Annotated in this window: 19 protein-coding genes and 1 pseudogene; 14 read left to right on the top strand and 6 right to left on the bottom strand. The window is 71.7% G+C overall.

Annotated features, from left to right (window positions below; all coding sequences use genetic code 11):
* Positions 1-2: 2 nt before the first annotated feature.
* From BIV04_RS14775 to BIV04_RS14760, 4 genes are read right to left on the bottom strand one after another with little or no spacing between them, the layout of a single operon-like run.
* Entirely contained in the window at positions 3-1,460 is a 1,458-nt protein-coding gene (locus tag BIV04_RS14775; RefSeq protein ID WP_071257187.1) for a hypothetical protein, read from the bottom strand.
* On the bottom strand, positions 1,457-2,770 hold the full coding sequence (locus BIV04_RS14770) for a glycosyltransferase family 4 protein (protein ID WP_071257185.1): 1,314 nt from the start codon (positions 2,768-2,770) through the stop codon (positions 1,457-1,459). Before BIV04_RS14770 ends, BIV04_RS14775 begins: the two co-directional genes overlap by 4 nt.
* Positions 2,767-3,405: a NeuD/PglB/VioB family sugar acetyltransferase gene (locus tag BIV04_RS14765; protein WP_255364314.1), complete on the bottom strand. Its 639-nt coding sequence runs from the start codon at positions 3,403-3,405 to the stop codon at positions 2,767-2,769. The genes BIV04_RS14770 and BIV04_RS14765 overlap by 4 nt, the downstream gene beginning before the upstream one ends.
* Positions 3,402-4,151, bottom strand: coding sequence for a sugar transferase (locus BIV04_RS14760; protein ID WP_071257184.1), 750 nt, complete (start codon positions 4,149-4,151; stop codon positions 3,402-3,404). The genes BIV04_RS14765 and BIV04_RS14760 overlap by 4 nt, the downstream gene beginning before the upstream one ends.
* 131 nt (positions 4,152-4,282) lie before the next feature.
* On the opposite strand from BIV04_RS14760, the gene BIV04_RS14755 reads away from it, so the two are divergent.
* The 9 genes from BIV04_RS14755 (at position 4,283) to BIV04_RS14715 (ending at position 14,048) form a co-directional block, all read left to right on the top strand.
* A complete protein-coding gene (locus BIV04_RS14755; RefSeq protein ID WP_071257198.1) occupies positions 4,283-4,924 on the top strand; it encodes an acyltransferase in 642 nt (213 codons plus the stop codon).
* A 2-nt stretch (positions 4,925-4,926) separates the two neighbouring features.
* Positions 4,927-6,021, top strand: coding sequence for a DegT/DnrJ/EryC1/StrS aminotransferase family protein (locus tag BIV04_RS14750; RefSeq protein WP_071257183.1), 1,095 nt, complete (start codon positions 4,927-4,929; stop codon positions 6,019-6,021).
* Positions 6,018-7,052, top strand: coding sequence for a Gfo/Idh/MocA family protein (locus BIV04_RS14745; RefSeq protein WP_071257181.1), 1,035 nt, complete (start codon positions 6,018-6,020; stop codon positions 7,050-7,052). Before BIV04_RS14750 ends, BIV04_RS14745 begins: the two co-directional genes overlap by 4 nt.
* Positions 7,053-7,096: 44 nt before the next feature.
* Positions 7,097-8,434 (top strand): nucleotide sugar dehydrogenase, encoded by a 1,338-nt coding sequence (locus BIV04_RS14740; protein ID WP_071257179.1) that lies wholly within the window; start codon positions 7,097-7,099, stop codon positions 8,432-8,434.
* Positions 8,431-9,789: a lipopolysaccharide biosynthesis protein gene (locus tag BIV04_RS14735; protein ID WP_071257177.1), complete on the top strand. Its 1,359-nt coding sequence runs from the start codon at positions 8,431-8,433 to the stop codon at positions 9,787-9,789. Before BIV04_RS14740 ends, BIV04_RS14735 begins: the two co-directional genes overlap by 4 nt.
* Before the next feature lie 49 nt (positions 9,790-9,838).
* Positions 9,839-10,966: a DegT/DnrJ/EryC1/StrS aminotransferase family protein gene (locus BIV04_RS14730; protein WP_071257175.1), complete on the top strand. Its 1,128-nt coding sequence runs from the start codon at positions 9,839-9,841 to the stop codon at positions 10,964-10,966.
* Between the two features lie 87 nt (positions 10,967-11,053).
* Entirely contained in the window at positions 11,054-12,325 is a 1,272-nt protein-coding gene (locus BIV04_RS14725) for a nucleotide sugar dehydrogenase (protein WP_071257174.1), read from the top strand.
* Positions 12,326-12,390: 65 nt separating this feature from the next.
* Positions 12,391-13,383: an NAD(P)-dependent oxidoreductase gene (locus BIV04_RS14720; protein ID WP_071257172.1), complete on the top strand. Its 993-nt coding sequence runs from the start codon at positions 12,391-12,393 to the stop codon at positions 13,381-13,383.
* A 41-nt stretch (positions 13,384-13,424) separates the two neighbouring features.
* The gene (locus BIV04_RS14715) at positions 13,425-14,048 is read left to right on the top strand and encodes a phosphoribosylanthranilate isomerase (RefSeq protein ID WP_071257170.1); all 624 of its coding nucleotides are present in this window, start codon (positions 13,425-13,427) and stop codon (positions 14,046-14,048) included.
* 105 nt (positions 14,049-14,153) lie between these two features.
* Here BIV04_RS14715 and BIV04_RS14710 read toward each other — a convergent pair whose 3' ends face one another.
* Positions 14,154-15,209 (bottom strand): low specificity L-threonine aldolase, encoded by a 1,056-nt coding sequence (locus BIV04_RS14710; RefSeq protein ID WP_071257168.1) that lies wholly within the window; start codon positions 15,207-15,209, stop codon positions 14,154-14,156.
* 205 nt (positions 15,210-15,414) lie between these two features.
* On the opposite strand from BIV04_RS14710, the gene BIV04_RS14705 reads away from it, so the two are divergent.
* The gene (locus tag BIV04_RS14705) at positions 15,415-15,867 is read left to right on the top strand and encodes a hypothetical protein (RefSeq protein ID WP_071257166.1); all 453 of its coding nucleotides are present in this window, start codon (positions 15,415-15,417) and stop codon (positions 15,865-15,867) included.
* A 59-nt stretch (positions 15,868-15,926) separates the two neighbouring features.
* A complete protein-coding gene (locus BIV04_RS14700; protein WP_071257165.1) occupies positions 15,927-16,847 on the top strand; it encodes an AEC family transporter in 921 nt (306 codons plus the stop codon).
* Between the two features lie 46 nt (positions 16,848-16,893).
* Here the strand turns inward: BIV04_RS14700 and BIV04_RS14695 are convergent, their stop codons facing one another.
* Complete coding sequence (locus BIV04_RS14695; protein ID WP_071257163.1) at positions 16,894-17,730, bottom strand: exodeoxyribonuclease III; 837 nt, start codon at positions 17,728-17,730, stop codon at positions 16,894-16,896.
* A 107-nt stretch (positions 17,731-17,837) separates the two neighbouring features.
* On the opposite strand from BIV04_RS14695, the gene BIV04_RS14690 reads away from it, so the two are divergent.
* The 3 genes and pseudogenes from BIV04_RS14690 to BIV04_RS17195 form a co-directional block, all read left to right on the top strand.
* Positions 17,838-18,083, top strand: coding sequence for a hypothetical protein (locus BIV04_RS14690; RefSeq protein ID WP_071257161.1), 246 nt, complete (start codon positions 17,838-17,840; stop codon positions 18,081-18,083).
* A 48-nt stretch (positions 18,084-18,131) separates the two neighbouring features.
* Positions 18,132-18,683 (top strand): orotate phosphoribosyltransferase, encoded by a 552-nt coding sequence (gene pyrE, locus BIV04_RS14685; protein WP_071257159.1) that lies wholly within the window; start codon positions 18,132-18,134, stop codon positions 18,681-18,683.
* Positions 18,680-19,474 (top strand): annotated as a pseudogene (locus tag BIV04_RS17195) (hypothetical protein); the annotation flags it as partial. The gene pyrE and the pseudogene BIV04_RS17195, both read left to right, overlap by 4 nt.

The raw sequence follows: 19,474 nt of genomic DNA, 5'->3' as shown, positions 1-19,474 counted from the left end.
CTCTAGCGTGACGGTGGCTCCCATCCCGTCCGCGGAGCCACGGCGAGCACGAGGGTGCCGAGCGCCAGGCCGTGCGAGAGCATGGCCGTCGGCAGCGACGTGTTCGACAGGGTGATGCTCGGCATCATCATGACCATGGCCCCGACGGTCAGAGGCAGTCCTCGAGCCGACCAGTCGACGAAGCGCAGGAACGCCAGGAGGACGGCGCCGGTGCCCAGGACCCCGAGATGACCGAAGTTGGCGAACCCGTCCGCGAACAGGTTCGCGTTCGCCGCCAGGGCGCCCCCGGGCTGCAGGTACTGCCCGACCTCCATGGGGATGGACCGGTCGTAGGGGTAGTCGACCCACCATCGCAGGACCGACTGGCCGAGCATGGCCGGGGGATTCTCGCCGAAGAACTCGACGTAGACGCTCGTCAGCACCCCGGGCGTGATGAGGAACCTGCGGGCGAACAAGGACGTCCAGAGGAGACCGCCCTGGAGTTCGTCGGCGCCGGCCGCCAGCACCATCAGGACGACCGGGCCCGCGAGGTAGCCGACGCCGGGTGCGAGGGCCCGCCCTCGTGCGACCCGGGTGGCCAGGGCGATGAACACGACGGCGGGGAACGAGAACAGGATCGTCTTGAAACCGGTGCCCGAGTACAGCAGCAGCTGCCCGATCACGCCCACGGCGATCAACGGCACGTTGCGTCGGCTGAGGCCCCGGGCCATCAGCACGGTGTTGACGACGTTCGCCTGGCCGCTCAGCAGGTAGCCCAAGAGGCCGTTGTCGCCCTGCACCTCTTCTTTGTAGACGGCGCGGACGTCGTAGACGTCGTCGAGCGCCACGAAACGGAGCGAGAGCCCGGTGGTCGCGGCCATCACGCCGTACGTCAGAGCGGAGTGCAGTCCGCAGACCACCCAGAGGGCGGTACTGGGTGGGAGGCGTCGGCCGGGATCCGAGCCGGGTGCGGGGGCGAAGGGGCCGAGGTCGAGTGGCCCACCGGCGAGCGACTCGTGTCCGGCGACGGCTGCCGATCGTCCGCGCCCGTCCAGGAGGCGCGTGCCGACGGTCGCGACGCCGAACGCCACACCCACGGTTGCGCTGGCCAGCACCGCCTCGTCGGCCTTGAGATAGCCGGTGTACGCCACCATCAGCAGGGCCGGAGCGACGCCGACGACGAAGAGCACCCAGAGCATGACGTGGGACACGCGCTGCGGCCGGGCAGGCAGCGTGATCGCGACGGCGCACGCGACCGCGATCGTGGCCATGGTCGCCTGCGGGCTCGCCTCGCGGTACGTGAAGCCGGCGTAGGCGAACGGAACGGTGATGAGGTTCGCGTAGACCCAGTGCAACGACAGCGCGTAGACCATCGTGCCGACCGAGACGCCGACGGCGTGGCGCAGCAGCGCGGCGGATGCTCCGGAGAGCGCCGACCCGCGCAGGCCGCGGGCGACCGTCGCCGTGGTGCCGCTGCTCATCGACCGGCCCCCGGCCGGCGCGAGGGCGCCGTCGGGATCGAGAGCGCCTGGTCGAGTGCCGCGGCGAGTCGGACGACGAGGACGTCGTAGTCGTAGTGCGCCAACACGTGACGGCGGCCGCGGGCGCCGTGCTCGAGGCGTTCGGGCGCGCTCATGGTGGCCACGCGACAGATGGCGTCGGCCAGGGCCGGTACGTCGTCGCCCGGCACCCGCACGCCGGCACCGGAGTCGGTGACCGGGTCGCGCGGCACCGAGGCGCCCAGCACGACCGGCTTGGCGAGCAGGAGGTACTCGAAGAACTTGTTCAACGACGTGCCGTGCCGGTAGAGGTCGAGCGGGCGCAGGTTGGCGATCAGGGCATCGGCCCGGCGACCGACGGCTCGGGCTTCGCTCTGGGGGAGGTGCCCCTCGAAGACGATGCGCGAGGCGTGGCCGCTGGCGGCCGCCCGCTCTTCGAGTCGGCGGCGGTCGGGGCCCGTGCCCACGAGCCGCAGCACGAGAGGTCGACCGGCGAGACGGTCGGACGCGAGGCAGAACGCGTCGACCACCGGGACGAGGCTGTTGGCGGTGCCCATCGAGCCCAGGTAGGCGATCTCGAAGGTGTGGCCGGTGCCGGTGCCGGTGTCCGTGTCGTCGACCGTCGTGCCGACCGTGTCGCGATCGTCCTCGATGTCGTCGACCAGCTGGCGCGACACCCCGTTGGGAACCCAGGCGAACGGCGCGTGCAGCCCTCGTGCCGAGAAGTACCGGCCGGCACCCTCGAGGGGCGACACGACGACGACGGCTCGGCGGACGCAGTGCCGTTCGACGGCCGCGAGCACCAGGGCGATCGGTGACCGTCGACCGATCGAGCCGAATTGGACGAGGGTCTCGGGCCAGAGGTCCCGGGGTTCGTACACGAAGGGGACGCGGAGGCGTCTGGCGATCAGCGAGGCGGCCCAGGCGGCCGGTGGGTGGACGGAACCGCCCACGACGACGTCGGGGCGCGGCAGGCCGTTCAGCATGCCGGGAACGAGCAGCAGTGCGGTGAAGAGCAGGACGTCCGCGACGCGCAGCAGCCGGACGCGGGCGTACGACACCCCTCGGAGCCAGACGAAGTCGTGTCGGTCGTCGACGAAGCGTTCTCGGAGACGGCCCCGACGCATCGTCTGGCGGCCGCTGGGATGATCCGTGCTCGCCGAGATGACGACGGCACGCCAGCCGGTGTCGGGCAGTCGTCGGGCGAACTGTTCGTGCCGACCGCTGCGGCCGTCGCGATGCTGGTTGGTGGCGTAGTGGTTGACGAACCAGACGACCCGCGGCTCGCTCATCGAGCCGGGACCCCACGGACCACGGTGTCGGCCGCGACGTCGCGGACGACGCAGGCGGAGGCGCCCACGACGCAGCGTTCTCCGACGTGCAGCCCCTGGAGCACGGTGGCACCGGCTCCGACGAGGCTGCCCCCGCCGATGGTGACGGCCCCCGAGACGACCGCGCCGGGGTTGACGCTGACGACGTCGCCGAGTCGGCTGTCGTGCCCCACGGCGGCGTTCGCGAGGAGCAGCCCGTGACGGCCGACACGGACGTTCGTCGAGACCCGTACTCCCGCGCAGATCGCGGTGCCGTCACCCAGGAGCACCTGGGAGCCGAGGGTCGCCGTCGGGTGCACGAGCGTCGTGGGGTGGCCCGCGGCCGCCGCGACACGTGCCACGACCCGGCTCCTCACACCGGGGTCGCCGAGCCCGATGACCCAGGGCTCGTGCGCGCCGCCGGCGAGCCACTCGTCGATGCTGCCGAGATACGCCGTGCCCGTCCGGGACAGGCGGTGCCGGTCGGCGGAGGACGGGCCGTCGTCGACGACTCCGGCCACGGGCCGACCGAGGGCACGGGCGACGTCGAGGACCTCGCGGCCCATGCCGCCCGCGCCGATCACGACCAGACCGCCGGCGGCACCTGCCCCGCTCACGCCGCGACCTCGATCTCGACGGTGGTCGTCGAGACGGTGGTCGTCGAGACGCCGGTCGTCGAGACGCCGGTCGTCGGGACGACGGCGGGCCCCTCGAGCTCGAAGCGCGCCGATCCCCGGAAGGGCGCGCAGGTCGCCTCGCCGGCGGCACTGACTCCGGTCCGGCGGAGCACGCACCCGATCGTCTGCGCCAGGATGCGCAGGTCGAGCAGGAGCCCTCGCTCGTCCACGTACCGCACGTCGAGATCGAAGCGCTCGTCCCAGTCGAGGAGGTTGCGCCCGCTCACCTGCGCGAGTCCCGTCAGGCCGGGCCGGACCTCGTGCCGGCGGTGCTGGTGTTCGCTGTACAGGGGGAGGTACTGCATCAAGAGGGGACGTGGGCCGACGAGGCTGAGGTCGCCTCGGACCACCGCGACGAGACTCGGCAGTTCGTCGAGGCTGGTGGACCGCAGCAGACGACCGAAACGGGTGAGGCGGTCGGCGTCGCTGAGCAGCCCCTCGGCCGCGTCGACGTCGCGCATCGACCGGAATTTGACGAGAGCGAACGGCTCGCCGTGGCGCCCGGGCCGCATCTGACGGAAGAGCACCGGCCGCCCGAGGAAGACCGCCACGCTCGACCCCACCACGAGCATCAGCGGCGCCAGGAGGACGAGGGCCGAGGAGGCGCAGAGCACGTCGAGCGCGCGCTTGGTCGTCTCGTAGACCGCCCGTCGGCTGCTGCCTCGGTCGTGTTCGGGTCGTGACACGGTTTCTCCTGTCCAAAGATGTGTGAAATGTCAGTTTAGGCGAGGCCCGGCCGTCTGGCTAGTGTCATTTTGCTCTGGTATTTTCTGACGACATGTCGTATTCTACTTTCCGACCATAGATGGAGGAAGCCATGAACCCGACACCGCCCCCCGCGCCTCCGGCGCTCGCCGAGACGGGATCGAGTCCCGTCCGTGTCGCCGCATCGGCCGACGTCGCGCCCGAGGCCCGGATCGATCCCTCGACGCGTGTCTGGGGGTTGGCCCAGATCCGCGAAGGGGCCCGTGTCGGCAGTGATTGCGTCATCGGCCGTGGCGTCTACGTCGGTTCCGGCGTGGTCGTGGGCGACCGGTGCAAGATCCAGAACGACGCGCTCCTCTACGAACCCGCCGTCCTCGGCGACGGCGTCTTCGTGGGGCCGGCCGTCGTGCTCACGAACGACCGCGCTCCACGGGCCGTCACCCCCGACGGGCGACTCAAAGAACCCTTCGACTGGACTCCGGTGGGCGTGCGCGTGGGCGACGGCGCCTCGCTCGGCGCGCGTTCCGTGTGCGTCGCTCCCGTGTCGATCGGCCGGTGGGCGATGGTCGCCGCCGGTGCGGTCGTGACCCGAGACGTCCCCGACCACGCGCTCGTCGCCGGCGTCCCCGCCCGCCGGATCGGCTGGGTCGGTCGCGCCGGGGTCTCGCTCGTCCCCGACGGGGATGCCCTCGTCTGCCCGGTGACGGGCACCCGCTACCGCGTCGAGAACGACGCCCTCCGAGAGGAACGATGACCATGGCGACACCCCTCCCCATCCCGGCGGCCCGTCCGCTGATCGGCGACGACGAACGGGCGGCCGTCGACGCCGTCATGGCCAGCGGCATGCTGGCGCAGGGTCCCGAGGTCGCCGGCTTCGAGCGTGAGTTCTCGGCCGAGCTGCTCGACGGTCGTCCCGCCGTCGCGGTCAACTCCGGGACGACCGCTCTGCACCTCGGTCTGCTCGCCGCGGGCATCGGGCCCGGCGACGAGGTCGTCGTGCCGTCCTTCACCTTCGCCGCGACCGCCAACGCCGTCGCGCTGGTGGGGGCGACGCCCGTCTTCGCCGACATCGAGCCCCGGCACTTCTGCCTCGACGTCGAGTCGGTCCGAGCCGCTCTCACCCCGAAGACCCGGGCCGTCATGCCGGTGCACCTGTACGGTCACCCGGCCGACATGACCGGCATCGGGCGACTCGCCGCCGAACACGACCTGCTGGTGTTCGAGGACGCCGCGCAGGCACACGGGGCCACGTGGGCCGGACGTCGCGTCGGCACGTTCGGTGCCGCCGGAGCCTTCAGCCTGTACCCGACCAAGAACATGACCTCGGGCGAGGGCGGCATGGTCTCGGTCGGCGAGCGGGACGTCGAGCGCCTGCTGCGCCTGCTGCGCAACCAGGGTATGGAACGCCGCTACGAGAACGAGGTCGTCGGTTTCAACGTCCGCATGACCGACCTGCACGCCGCCATCGGTCGTGTGCAGCTGCGCAAGCTCGCCGCCTGGACCGAGCGTCGCCGCGTCGCCGCCGCCCGACTCTCGTCGGGCATCGAGTCGGTGGTCACGCCGACCGTGGCCGACGAGGCGACCCACGTCTGGCACCAGTACACGGTCCGTGCGCCCGACGACCGGGACGGTTTCGCCCGGGCGCTCGAACGCGAGCACGGCATCGGCACGGGTGTCTACTACCCCACTCCCGTCCACCGGCTCGCGCCCTTCCGGTCCGAGGCCCACCTGCCCGAGACGGAACGCGCGGCGCGCGAGGCCCTGTCCCTGCCCGTCCACCCGTCCGTGACGGACGCCGAGCTCGATCGCATCGTGCAGGGCGTCGAACTCGTCGCCGGGGCCGGCCGATGAGCGCCCGGTTCCCCGTCCGTACCGGGCTGATCGGCCTCGGGATGATGGGGCGGCACCACGCGCGGGTGCTCCGGGCCGTCGACGGCGTCGAGCTGGTCGGCGTGGCCGACGCGTGCGGCGACCCGCACGGAGTCGCCGGCGGGCTGCCTCTGGTCGACGACGTCGACGGGTTGCTGCGGTTGGGCGTCGACGCCGTGGTCGTCGCCGTGCCGACCGCGTACCACGAGGCGATCGGCCTCCGGCTGGCCGAGGCGGGCGTCCACGCTCTCGTCGAGAAGCCCGTGGCTCACGACGGGGCCGCCGGGCGGCGGCTCGTCGAGGCGTTCGAGAGCAGAGGGCTCGTCGGGGCCGTCGGCCACATCGAGCGCTACAACCCGGCGCTGCAGTCGTTGCGGGCCCGGCTCGAGGCGGGCGACGTCGGCGAGGTGCACCAGATCGCGACGCGACGTCAGGGGCCCTTCCCGGCCCGCATCGCCGACGTCGGCGTCGTCAAAGACCTGGCCACCCACGACATCGACCTCACCGCCTGGCTCGTCCAGAGCGGCTTCCGCAGCGTCTTCGGTCAGGTGGCGCACAAGAGCGGCAGGCCGCACGAAGACCTCGTGGCGTTCTCCGGCCGTCTCGAGGACGGCACCGTCACCAGCCATCTCGTGAACTGGCTCTCGCCGTTCAAGGAGCGACTCACGGTCGTGACCGGTTCGCGAGGCACGTTCGTCGCCGACACCCTCACGGCCGATCTCACCTTCTACGAGAACGGCACGGTCGACACGTCATGGGACGCCGTCGCGGCCTTCCGCGGGGTGTCCGAGGGCTCCATGGTCCGCTATGCCCTCGACAAGAGAGAGCCCCTGCTCGTCGAGCACGAGGCGTTCCGCGACGCCGTGCGGGGCGATGGCCCGTCGCGGGTCGTCACCCTCCGTGAGGGGCTCGCCACCTTGCGCGTGGCCGAGGCCGCCATCGAGTCCGCCACGACCGGCCGGCCCGTCGACCTGGCCCGGGACCCTGCCCCCGCCTCCGTCGTCCCCGCCTGATGCGCCTCCCGCACGACCGACCCTCCACCCGAAAGAGCAACTCCATGAAGATCACCGTCATCGGCCTCGGCAAGATTGGCCTCCCCCTCGCGGTGCAGTACGCATCGTCGGGGCACACCGTCGTCGGCGTCGACGTCTCGCCTCGCGTCGTCGAGCTGGTCGGCGCCGGCGTCGAGCCCTTCCCGGGCGAGCACGACCTGGCGCGCCGGCTCGCCGAGCTCGTGCCCACCGGACGTCTGCGGGCGACCGTCGACTACGCCGACGCCGTTCCCGGCAGCGACGTGGTCGTGGTCGTCGTGCCCCTCTTCGTCGACGACGACGCCCGGCCCGACTTCGGCTGGATGGACGCCGCCACCGACTCCCTCGCCGCCGTGCTGACCGAGGGCACCCTGGTCGCGTACGAGACGACCCTCCCCGTGGGGACCACCCGCACGCGGTGGGCCCCTCGCCTCGAGGCGGGCAGCGGGCTGCGCGAGGGCGTCGACTTCCACGTCGCGTTCTCGCCCGAGCGGGTGCTCACCGGTCGGGTCTTCTCCGACCTGCGTCGCTACCCCAAGCTCGTCGGGGGGCTCTCGTCCGAGGGTGCTCGTCGCGCGATCGACTTCTACGATTCCGTGTTGCAGTTCGACCGGCGTGACGACCTCGCCCGCCCGAACGGTGTCTGGGACCTCGGGTCCGCCGAGGCGGCCGAGATGGCGAAACTCGCCGAGACCACCTACCGCGACGTCAACATCGGGTTGGCGAACGAGTTCGCCCGCTACGCCGAGACCGTCGGCATCGACGTGGCGCAGGTCGTCGAGGCCTGCAACTCGCAGCCGTTCAGCCACATCCACCAGCCGGGCATCGCGATCGGCGGGCACTGCATCCCCGTCTACCCCCGGCTCTATCTCTGGAACGACCCCGACGCCACCACCGTGCGAGCGGCGCGGGCCCGCAACGCCGCGATGCCCGACCACGCCGTCGACCTGCTGGGGCGGGTGCACGGTGACCTCTCGGGTCAGACGGTCGCCGTGCTCGGAGCCGCCTACCGCGGCGGTGTGCGCGAGACGGCCTTCTCCGGCGTCTTCGCGACCGTCGCTGCTCTCGAACGGGCCGGGGCGACGGTGGTCGTGCACGACCCGCTCTATCCGGACGACGACCTGGCCCGGCTCGGGTTCACGGCCCACCACCAGGGCGAACCCGCCGACGCCGTCGTGGTGCAGGCCGACCACGAGGACTACCGTCTCTGGGGCGAGGGTGACGTGCCTGGCGTGCGAACCGTCGTCGACGGCCGACGCATCCTCGACCCGGCCGCCTGGCCTTCGGCCGTGGTCACCGCGATCGGAGACGGAGCGGCCCTGGCACGTTCCACCCGCGGGCCTGCCGTCCCCGCGGGCACGTGATCGACGCCGGCCGGTCGTCGATCCGTCGCCTCCTCGCCGGGGTACGCGGCATCTCGTCCCGTCCGGCGCTGACGGTCCTCGGGGGCAGCCTCGTCGGGCAGGGAGTCGTCCTCGCCGCCTCGCCCCTCATCACGCGCCTCTACGGCCCGGCCGATCTCGGAGCGCTCGCCGTGGTCACCGCCGTCTCCGCGATGGTGGGTGCCGTCGCACCGCTCGGCTACGACCGGGCCGTCGTCGTGCCCCGGGGCGAGACGTCGGCCCGCGCGCTCGTCGCCCTGGCGCTCGGCGGCGTCCTGGTCGTCGGCCTGGCGGCGGCGGTCGCCGCGTGGTGTTGGGGGCCCGCCCTCGCCCGCCTGACCGGTGCTCCGGTGCTGGCCGACTTCTGGTGGGTCTGCCCCGTCACCATCGTGGTCGTCGCCCTCCAACGGGTCGTCACGAGTTGGTTGGCCCGCTGCCGTGACTACCGGGCCCTCGCCCGCCGCACGGCATGGCAGGGCCTCGGGCAGATCGCCTGCAACCTCGCCCTCGCGCCCCTCGGTGGGCCGCTCGGCCTCGTGCTGGGCGTGGCAGCGGGTCGCTCCGCGTCCCTCGTCGGCTCGTTCCCCGGCCGACGGGAGCGGTCCACGTCTCGGCGTCGACGTCCCCGGCCGAGTCGACGCGCGGTGGTTCGAGGCGCCTCCCTGTCGCGGCGCCTGCTGATCGTCCGCTCCGTCGGCGTGCGCTACCGCCGCTTCCCGCTCGTCACGACCTGGTCGAGCCTGGTCAACGTCGCCGGCCAGCAGGCCCCTCTCGTCCTGTTGGCCTCCCTGCACGGTGCTCCGGCGATCGGCGCCCTCGCGTTGACGATGCGCGTGCTCGGTGCTCCCGTCGGCATGGTGGCCGACGCCGTCGGGCTGCAGGTCGAAGGGCAGATCGGCGCGCTCGCACGCGCCCGACGCGGGGGGCTCTCGCCGTCGGTCGTGCGCCTCCTCGTCCCGCTCGCCGGGGTGGCCGCGACCGGGGGAGTCCTCTGCGTCGTCCTCGCGCCTCCTGCGTTCCCGGTGCTCTTCGGCGACGGCTGGGGCGAGTCCGCCACGACCGCCGTCGCCGTGGTCCCGGCCCTCGTCGCCCAGATGATCGCGTCACCGTTGTCCCGCGTGCTTCCCATGCTCGAACGTCAGGCCACGCAGCTCGCGTGGGACGTCGCCCGGCTCGTGGCCACGACGGTGGCCGTCGTCGGCACGGGTGTCACCGGCGCCGGTGTCCTCGAGTCGGTCGTCGCGTGGTCGGTCGCCTCCGTGCTGAGTTACGGGGCCCTGCTGGGACTCGTGCTGCACGCGGTGCGGCAGGCCGATCGTCTTTCGATATTTACCTGAGCGTGCATCATGTGTAATATGTCAGTACGAACACGAGCCAGGGAGTGACATGACCACGCAGATCCACCTCTCCGCCCCCGATGTGGGAGAACGCGAGCGCGACGCCGTCGACGCCGCCCTGCGGTCCGGCTGGGTCGCACCGCTGGGTCCCGAGGTCGACGCCTTCGAACGAGAGATCGCCGCCCGGGTCGGTGTCGCCGCCGGTGTCGCCGTCTCGTCCGGTACCGCTGCGCTCCACCTGGGTCTGCGAGGTCTCGGCGTCGGCCCGGGCTCCGTCGTCGTCACCTCGACCTTCACCTTCGCGGCGACGGCCAATGCCGTCGTCCACGCCGGGGCCCAGCCATTCTTCGTCGATTCCGTCGAGAGCACGGGCAACATGTGCCCCGAGCTGCTCGACGAGACCTTGAGCGCCTTGGCTCGTCAGGGCAGACGCGTCTCGGCCGTCATGCCAGTCGACATCTACGGCCAGGTCGCCGACCTGTCCCGCATCGAAGGCGTGGCCGAGCGGCACGGGGTCCCCGTGCTGTGCGACAGCGCCGAGTCGCTCGGTGCGACCCGTGGCGGTCGAGCCGCAGGCTCCTTCGGCCAGGCCTCGGCCGTGTCCTTCAACGGCAACAAGATCATGACGACGTCCGGCGGTGGCATGCTGCTCACCGACGACGTCGAGCTCGCCACCGAGGCCAGGCGTGTCGCCAGCCAGGCGCGCCTGCCCGTCGCTCACTACGAGCACGCCGAGATCGGCTACAACTACCGACTCAGCAACGTGCTCGCCGCTCTCGGCCGGGCCCAGCTCGAGCGCCTCGACGGCATGATCGCCCGACGGCGCGTGATCCGTGAGCGATACCGCGAACTCGTCTGGTCGTACGAGGGCGTCCGACTGCTGCATGACGGCATCGACGCTGACGACAACGTCTGGCTCACGTCGCTGATGTTCGACGATCCGACATCGGTCGCCCGGGTCGGCGAGGCACTCGCCGCCCGGTCCGTCGAGACCCGTCGACTGTGGAAGCCCATGCACCGACAGCCCGTGTTCGCGTCGGCCGGATCCACGGTGACCGGTGTCGCCGACCGCCTCTTCGAACACGGGCTCACCGTGCCGAGCGGATCGGTGCTGAGCGACCTCGACGTCGACCGGGTGCTCGAGCTGCTCTCGGCAGCACTCGACCGTCAATCCTGACCCGGGCCCCGCCCGATAGCCCCGCTCGATCACCCCACCGCGCCCACCCCGTCGCGACCCCCGATACCTGCACCACGAAAGGCCGTCATGTCCCCTGTCTCGCATCCCTCCCCCCTGCTGATCGTCGTCGGCCAGGGCTACGTCGGCCTCCCGCTCGCCATGAGGGCCGTCGACGCCGGCTTCGACGTCGTCGGGCTCGACGTCGACCGGTCTCGCGTCGACGCCCTCGCCGCCGGCATCTCGTTCGTCGAGGACGTCCCCGATGCCCAGGTCACCGCGGCCCTCGACTCGGGCCGCTACGCACCGCGGTCGTCGCTCGACGGCGTCGACCGCTTCGACCACGCGATCATCAGCGTGCCGACCCCGCTCCGTGAGACCCTGCCCGACCTCAGCTACATCGAGTCGGCCGCTCGCACGCTCGGCGCGGTCCTGCGCCCCGGGGCGACGGTCGTGCTCGAGTCCACCACGTCCCCGGGAACCACCGCCGAGGTGCTCGTCCCGATCCTCGAGGCCGTCAGCGGGCTGTCGGCGGGCCGCGACTTCCACGTCGGGTTCAGCCCCGAGCGCATCGATCCCGGCAATTCCGAGTGGTCGTTCCGGACGACGCCGAAGATCGTCTCGGGCATCGACGACGCCTCGCTCGCCGAGGTCACCAAGCTCTACGACGCGCTCGTCGACGTGACGGTCCCGGTCCCGGGCACTCGAGAGGCCGAGCTGGCGAAACTTATCGAGAACACGTTCCGTCACGTCAACATCGCCCTGGTCAACGAACTGGCCATCGCCGCGCACGACCTCGGTATCAACATCTGGCAGGCGCTCGACGCGGCCGGCACGAAGCCGTTCGGTTTCATGAAGTTCATGCCGGGCCCCGGCGTCGGGGGCCACTGCCTGCCGGTCGACCCGAGCTACCTCTCGTGGGAGGTCCGACGCAAGCTCGGCCGATCCCTGCGTTTCGTCGAGCTGGCGAACGAGGTGAACGAGGGCATGCCCGAATACGTCGTGCGGCGCCTCGAGGCTCTGTTGAACGACGAGTCCAAGGCCGTCCGAGGGGCGAACGTGCTGCTGGTCGGTCTGTCGTACAAGGCCGACAGCGGCGACGTCCGAGAGGCGCCAGCAGTCCACATCGCCCGTCTGCTCGCCGCTCGAGGGGCGTCGGTCACGGCGGTCGACCCCCATGTCTCCGACCGCGACTGGCCGGCGGGTGTCGTCCGCTCCGAGCTCGACGACGAGACCGCGGCGTCCGCCGACGTCTCCGTGGTGCTCACGCGGCACACCGACGTCGACCTCGGTGCGCTCCGCGGTCGCCTGGTCCTCGACACCCGCAACGTCGTGGACGAGCCGACCCGCGTGGTCCTCTGACCCGCCGTGACCGGTCCTTCGGCCTCGTCACCCCTTCCTTCCTCCCCTCAGCAGAAAGCACGCTCGTGATCGACTCCTTCACCTCCTCCTCCGCTTCCCCCTATCGAGGACTGCGCGTCCTCGTCACCGGCGCAGCCGGGTTCATCGGCTCGGCCCTCGTGCCGCGCCTCCTCGACGCCGGTGCCACCGTCGTCGGCATCGACGTCCGCCAGGGCCACACCGGGCCGGGCTACGAACACGTCCAAGGCGACGCCGCGGCGCTGACGGCCGACCAGCTGAGTTCCCTGCGTCCCGACATGGTCGTCCACCTCGCCTCGGTCGTCGGGGTCGTCGCCGCGTCGGCGGACCCCGAGGCCACCCGGTCGACCATCCTCGGCATGACCTCCCGCTTCGTCGACCTCGTCGAGGGCCTCGGCGGAGTCCGTTTCGTCTACGTGTCGTCCTCCGAGGTCTACGGGCAATCGGCGTCGTTCCCCCTCGTCGAGACCTCGCCCCTGTCCCCCCTGTCGGCCTACGGGTGCGCCAAGCGCGAAGCCGAAGAGCTCGTCGTGGCCGAGACCGAGGCCGGGCGGCTCGACGGCGTCGTGGTCAGGCCCTTCAACGTGTACGGGCCCGGCCAGCGCACCGACTTCGTCGTCACGCGGTTCGTCGAGCAAGCCCTCCGCGGCGACGAGGTCACCGTGGTCGGTTCGGGTGACCAGCTCCGCACCTTCACCTACGTGGACGACTTCGTCGACGGTCTGCTCCGGGCGGCCGTGCACCAGGGCGACGAGCGTCTCTTCAACCTGTCGGGTCACGAGACGTGGACCATCGGCGCGCTCGCCAGCACGGTCGTCGACCTCGCCGACTCGTCCAGTCCGGTCGTCTCGACCGCCCCGACCGATCTCGGTCGACCCCGCGAGATCGAGGTCGAGAACCGGGTGGCCAGCTGTGACCGGGCCCGGCGCGTGCTCGGCTACCACCCCCGGGTCGGCGTGCTCGAAGGCGTGGCGCGGTGCGTCGCGGCCGCACGGGCCGTCGAGCGCGACGACCGAGCCGAGGCGCTCGTCGCCGGGTGAGAGCTGCGCCGTGCGGCGTCCCGGCGCGGCAGACTGGACCCATGCGCACCTGGGTGAAGATCTGCGGCCTGTCCACGCCCGAGACGGTCGCCGCCGCCGTCGAGGCAGGGGCCGACGCCGTGGGATTCGTGTTCGCGGCGGGCAGTCCCCGCACGATCGACCCCGTGACGGCGCGCGAGCTGGCAGCCCGGGTGCCGGCGGACGTCGAGACGGTCGGCGTGTTCCGTGGCCAGAGCATCGCGACGGTGCTCGAGCTGGCCCGCGCCTCCTCGGTGTCGACCGTGCAGTTGCACGGCGACGAGACGCCCGCCGACGTCGCCGCGGTCCACGAGGCGGGCTTCCGGGTGATCCGCGCCGTCAGCGCCGCCGCCTACGCGGCCGAACCCGAGGAGGCGCGGGTCGCCTTCCGCGAGGACGCCCTGCTGCTCGACGCGGTCGCCCCCGGTGCCGGGGCCACCTTCGACGCCGGCTCCCTGCTCGCCGCGCCTCCCGGCCGCGACTGGTTGCTCGCCGGAGGGCTGGCGCCCGACAACGTCTCCGGCCTGCTCGCCGGGTGGCGTCCGCACGGCGCCGTCGGCGTCGACGTCAGCTCGGGCGTCGAGTCGTCGCGCGGGGTGAAGAGCGTCGAGCTGATCCGCGCGTTCGTGGCGGCCGCCCGGGCCTGACGTCCGGACCCAACGGACCCCCACCGGACCCCACCGGACGCCGCCGAGCGCACACCCGGCCTGCAAGGAACCAACGAGCCCGGTGCGGGCCGAGCCACGTCTCGACTACCGCGCGGTGCCGATCAGGTCTCTGGCATCCCCGACGAGGCGGTCGACGTGTTCTTCGGTCGTGTCGAACGAGCACATGAGGCGCACCTCGCCCGTGGCCCGGTTCCAGTCGTAGAAGTGGTGGGCCTCGCGCAGGGGCTCGACGACGTCCCGGGGCAGGACGACGAAGACCGCGTTGGCGTCGACGCGCTGTGTCACGGTCACTCCCGGCAGCGTGGCCAGCCCGTCCGCGAGGCGCGCGGCCATCGCGTTGGCCCGGGTGGCCGACCGCAGCCAGAGGTCGCCGTCGAGCATCGCCAGGAACTGCGCCGAGACGAAGCGCATCTTCGAGGCCAGCTGGGCGTCCATCTTGCGCAGGTAGACCAGGCCGGCCCGCGCCTCCTCGGAGAAGGTCACGACCGACTCGCCGAGCACCAGGCCGTTCTTCGTGCCGCCGAACGACACCGAGTCGACGCCCGCGTCGCGCGTGATCGCGCGGAGCGGCACCCCGAGCGAGGCCGCCGCGTTCGCCAGACGCGCGCCGTCGAGGTGGACGCGCATGCCGAGCGAGTGCGCGTGGTCGGTGACGGCCCGGATCTCGTCGGGTGTGTAGACCGTGCCGAGCTCGGTGCTCTGCGTGATCGTGACCGCCAGGGGCTGCGGGCGCTGCTGGTCACCCCAGCCGTAAGCCTGTCGGTCGATCAGTTCGGGCGTCAGCTTGCCGTCGGGAGTCGGCACCGTCAGCAGTTTGAGGCCGCCGAGGCGCTCGGGCGCCCCGCCCTCGTCGGTGTAGACGTGCGCGGTCGTCGCGCAGACGACGGCGGCCCATCGCGGCGTGAGCGCCTGCAGCGCCGCGACGTTCGCACCCGTCCCGGTCAGCACGGGGTCGATCGCGGCCCCCTCGCCGAACGTCTCGACGATCACCTCGGACAGCCGCGCCGTGTAGGGGTCGGCCCCGTACGAGCCGACGTGCCCGCCGTTCGCGTCGACGATCGCCTGCAGCACCTCGGGGTGGGCTCCCGCGTAGTTGTCGCTGGCGAACGAGTGGACCGAGGGATCGTGGAGGCGCGTCACCCGATGATTCTGCCCGACCGGCGCATGTCGACACGTCGGGAGGCGCGGGGGAGGGGTTCGTCGAGGGCCTGTTCGACCCGTGGTGCGGCCGCGACCTCTTGTGCAATGTGAATATCATACGTAAGATTGTATGTGATACATCGTCGACTCGATGTCGCGTCCGGTCCGACCCGCCGGGCGTTCCTCAAACCCCGAGAGGCCCGTCATGTTGTTCGCCCACGCCCCCAAGCTCGTCCTGGCCGGTTCGTATCCGGTGGTCCGTCCGGTCGCCGACCGCGCCGCGGCGCTCGACGCCGAGGTCCTCGTCCTCTCCTCGGACGTCGTCGTCCCGCTCGACGACGTCGTGGGCTTCGACTGGGCCGTGGTGGCCGTCGACGACGCCACCTCGACCGAGGTGCAGCTCGATCGGGCGGTGGCCGGTCTCGCCGGCGGTCTGCGGCGCGGGGCTCTCGTCGTCCTCTCCTCGGAGCGCCCGGTCCAGCAGCTGGCCGCGCGGTTCGCCGACGACCTCTCGCGAGCGAGCGGGCTGCCGCTCGGCGAGGCGTTCGCCGTCGCCGCGTGCGAGGCGGGTGCGATCACGTGGGGAGTGGACGCTCAGGCCGTGGACGAGGCGGCTCACCTCGTCGAGCGCATCGGCGCGCCCCGGAACGAGGCGTGATCGCCGCCTGACCTGCCCGTCTCGGCGGGCACGACCCGGGGGTGCGACAGGATGGACCCATGGGTGGAGTGCTGATCGGGTTCGCGATCATCGGTGTGATCATCGTGACCGGTTACGTCGTCGGTCGCATCGACCTGCTGGGGGAGTCCGGCCACCGGGTGCTCTCGCGCCTGGTCTTCTTCGTCCTGACGCCCTGCCTGTTGTTCTCCACCATCTCGCAGGCCGACGTCCACGTGTTGTTCTCGCGCCTGTTGGTCGTCTCGGCCATCGCCTCGCTCGTGGCCGCCGTCCTCTCGGTCGTCGTGCTGAAGTTCGTGCTCCGACGCAGTGCGGCCGAGACGGCGATCGGCACGATGGGCGGCGCCTACGTCAACGCGAACAACATCGGCCTGCCGGTGGCCACCTACGTCCTGGGCAGCGCCACGTTCGTCGCGCCGGTCCTGCTCTATCAGCTGCTCGTCCTCACCCCGATCGTGCTCGCCGTGATGGACACGGTCACGAACCGCGGCAGCAGCATCGGTCGTACGATCGCCCGCCCGTTCACGAACCCCCTGCTGATCGGGTCCGCACTCGGCGTGCTCGTCGCGGTCACCGGTCTCGAGATCCCTCAGGCCGTCCGCGAGCCCTTCGAGTTGGTGGGCGGTGCGGCGGTGCCCGTCGTGCTGCTCTCCTTCGGCATGTCCCTGTACGGCTCGAAGCCGTTCCAGGCCGGCCAGGGCCGTGCCGACATCCTCGTCGCCGTCGTCTTGAAGCTCGTCGTGATGCCGGTCACGGCGTGGCTGCTCGGGGCGTTCGTCTTCGACTTCGATCGTGACGAGCTGTTCGTCGCGGTCGTGCTCGCGGGTCTGCCGTCGGCCCAGAACGTCTTCAACTACGCCCAGCGGTACCAGACCGGGGTGGTCGTGGCGCGCGACACCGTGTTGGCGACGACCATCTTGTCGGTTCCCGTGCTGGTCCTGGTCGCGGCGTTGCTCGCCTGACCCGCCCCTCCTGGTGTCGAGGTGGCCGGGCGAGCCGTCTGCGGCGTCAGAAGATCATCGGACGATCGTCGTCGAGCTCGGTCTCGAGATCGAGGTCGACGACGACCGGCACGTGGTCGCTCGGGGCGTCGCCCTTGCGCTCGTCGCGGTGGATGGCGGCGGACGTGACGAGGTCGTCGAACGCCGTCGACCCCAGGATGAAGTCGATGCGCATGCCCTCGTTCTTGGGGAAGCGCAGTTGCTTGTAGTCCCAGTAGGTATAGCCCTCGGGGCGGCGGGAGCGGACCACGTCGGTCAGGCCGATCTCCTCGAAGCGGAAGAAGGCGTCGCGTTCGGGCTGGCTGACGTGGGTGTGACCCTCGAAGACCGACATGTCCCAGACATCGGTGTCGAACGGGGCGACGTTCCAGTCGCCCATCAGGGCCAGCGGCTGGTCGGGGCGTTCGGCGAGCCACGTCTCGGTCTCGGCGGCGAGCTTGGAGAGCCAGTCGAGCTTGTAGTCGTAGTGCGGATCGCCCAGCTCGCGCCCGTTCGGAACGTAGAGGCTCCACAGCCGCACGCCTTCGACCGTGACGCCGATCGCGCGCGCCTCCTTGGGCTGGTCCGGCCCTTCGTGCCCCTTCGCGAACCCCGGTTGCGTGGGGAAGGTGATCTCGACGTCCTCCATCGGGAGTCGGCTGACGAAGGCCACCCCGTTCCACTGGCTGAGGCCGTGCAGCTCGACCTCGTAACCGGCCTCGCGGAAGGCGTCGTAGGGGAACTGCTCGGGCTTGCACTTGATCTCTTGCAGCCCCGCGACGTCGATGTCTTCTCGGACGAGCCAGTCGACGACCCGGCCGACGCGGGCTCGGACGGAGTTGACGTTGTAGGTCGCGACGCGCATGTGGACCACGGTACCGGCCCGGCATCGCCACGGCCCGAGGGTCACTTCGTTGCCCAAAGGGCATTGAAACACTTCCCATCGGGCAACGAAGGCGCTAGAAAATACACATGTCGCATGAGGGACGAGGCGGGCCGGGCCGGAGTAGCCGGTACGAACGCGCGCGCGGGGTCACCCCCGCTCGCATCGAGCCCTACCCGCCGCGACGGCCGACGTCGGTCGACGCGCGCCTGGTCCGACTCGCACTCTCGGCGGTCGTGCGGTACGAGGACTTCTTCGCCCCGCCCGGCACCTGGGCCGAGCTGCATCGGCTGACCGCGCGATCGCTCGACGAGGCCGAGCGTCGGCGGCGGTGACCCGCTCGCCCCGCCGCTCCCCGCCCGCCTGCTCTACCATGGGTCACCGTGACCGACGCACGCACGCAGCTCATCGACTTCATCGGCTCCGAGGCCGTCTTCCATGGTGACTTCACCCTGACCAGCGGCAAGAAGGCGACGTACTACATCGACCTGCGCAAGGTCAGCCTCGACCACCGCGTCGCGCCCCTGATCGGCCGGGTCATGGTCGACCTGATCGCCGAGGTGCCCGACGTGTTCGCCGTCGGAGGGCTGACCATGGGCGCCGATCCGATCGCCGCGGCGGTGCTGCACCAGGGCGTCGCGATGGGCAAGGACTACGACGCGTTCGTCGTCCGCAAAGAGCCGAAAGATCATGGCCGGGGCAAGCAGGTCGAGGGGCCCGACCTCGCAGGCAAGCGTGTGATCGTCCTCGAAGACACCTCGACCACCGGCGGGTCGCCCCTCGCGGCCGCGAAGGCCCTCGAAGCCGTCGGGGCCGAGATCGCCGCCGTCGCCGTCGTCGTCGACCGCAGCACCGGAGCGCGCGAGGTGATCGAGGCGGCGGGCTACCCCTACTACGCCGCCATCGGGCTGGAAGACCTCGGGTTGACCCCGTGACCGACGACCGGCGGCGCGACGACGAGGGCGAGCCCGGCCCCGAGCAGGCCGATGCCAGCGACTGGCTGGCGTCCCAGTTCGGCGACGAGCCCGCCGTCGCAGGCGACACCGACGACGCCTCCGACGAGGTCGACGACGCCCCGGGCGACGACGGTGCAGGAGGCGCGGGTCGCGTCGACGGCGCCCCTCCCGCCCCGGCCTCCCCGGCTCCCGACGCTGCCACCCGGGCTCTCGATCTGCAGGCCACCCAGGCCATGGACGTGCTCGGCGACCGGGACCGTGACCGAGAGGCCGAGCCGGAGCCGAAGCCGGAGCCCCAGGCCGAGCCCGAGCCCGGACCCGCTCCGACCTCGCTGCCGTTCGTGGTTCCCGAGCCCGCGGCCGGAACGCTCCCGCCCAGGACATCCGAGCACCCCCAGGCCCTCGACCTCTCCGCCCTGAAGGGTGCTGTCCGGCCGCCCTCGTCCGTGCCCACGCCCGACCTGCCGGACTCCGAGGACCGGCCGCCCGTCGCCGAAGACGCGTCGGACCGCGACGAGGACTCGGCCGAGGTGGTGGAACCTCGGCCTGACGGCGAACCCGGTCCGTTCACTGCCCTCATCTCGGCGCCGCGCTCGGATGCGGCCGCACCCCGTACCTTCGACTGGGACGCTCTGCCCGAGCCCGAGCCCGAGCCCGAGCCCGAGCCCGAGCTCGAGCCCGAGCCCGAGCCCGAGCCCACGGCGGACGTCGAGCTCACAGCCGTCGTCGAGCCGGAAGAGCAGCCCGAGATCGAGCCGGAATCGCAGGTC

Origin of the sequence: Frigoribacterium sp. MCBA15_019 (assembly GCF_001864945.1) — a bacterium.
Lineage (GTDB): Bacteria > Actinomycetota > Actinomycetes > Actinomycetales > Microbacteriaceae > Frigoribacterium.
Note: the sequence above shows the minus strand (reverse complement) of the source record. Positions and strands in the feature narration are given on the sequence as shown.

Coding starts and splice junctions, on each gene's coding strand:
- BIV04_RS14775 (WP_071257187.1), bottom strand. CDS start 1,460: ATGAGCAGCGGCACCACGGCGACGGTCGCCCGCGGCCTGCGCGGGTCG.
- BIV04_RS14770 (WP_071257185.1), bottom strand. CDS start 2,770: ATGAGCGAGCCGCGGGTCGTCTGGTTCGTCAACCACTACGCCACCAAC.
- BIV04_RS14755 (WP_071257198.1), top strand. CDS start 4,283: ATGAACCCGACACCGCCCCCCGCGCCTCCGGCGCTCGCCGAGACGGGA.
- BIV04_RS14750 (WP_071257183.1), top strand. CDS start 4,927: ATGGCGACACCCCTCCCCATCCCGGCGGCCCGTCCGCTGATCGGCGAC.
- BIV04_RS14745 (WP_071257181.1), top strand. CDS start 6,018: ATGAGCGCCCGGTTCCCCGTCCGTACCGGGCTGATCGGCCTCGGGATG.
- BIV04_RS14740 (WP_071257179.1), top strand. CDS start 7,097: ATGAAGATCACCGTCATCGGCCTCGGCAAGATTGGCCTCCCCCTCGCG.
- BIV04_RS14730 (WP_071257175.1), top strand. CDS start 9,839: ATGACCACGCAGATCCACCTCTCCGCCCCCGATGTGGGAGAACGCGAG.
- BIV04_RS14725 (WP_071257174.1), top strand. CDS start 11,054: ATGTCCCCTGTCTCGCATCCCTCCCCCCTGCTGATCGTCGTCGGCCAG.
- BIV04_RS14715 (WP_071257170.1), top strand. CDS start 13,425: ATGCGCACCTGGGTGAAGATCTGCGGCCTGTCCACGCCCGAGACGGTC.
- BIV04_RS14705 (WP_071257166.1), top strand. CDS start 15,415: ATGTTGTTCGCCCACGCCCCCAAGCTCGTCCTGGCCGGTTCGTATCCG.
- BIV04_RS14700 (WP_071257165.1), top strand. CDS start 15,927: ATGGGTGGAGTGCTGATCGGGTTCGCGATCATCGGTGTGATCATCGTG.
- BIV04_RS14695 (WP_071257163.1), bottom strand. CDS start 17,730: ATGCGCGTCGCGACCTACAACGTCAACTCCGTCCGAGCCCGCGTCGGC.
- BIV04_RS14690 (WP_071257161.1), top strand. CDS start 17,838: ATGTCGCATGAGGGACGAGGCGGGCCGGGCCGGAGTAGCCGGTACGAA.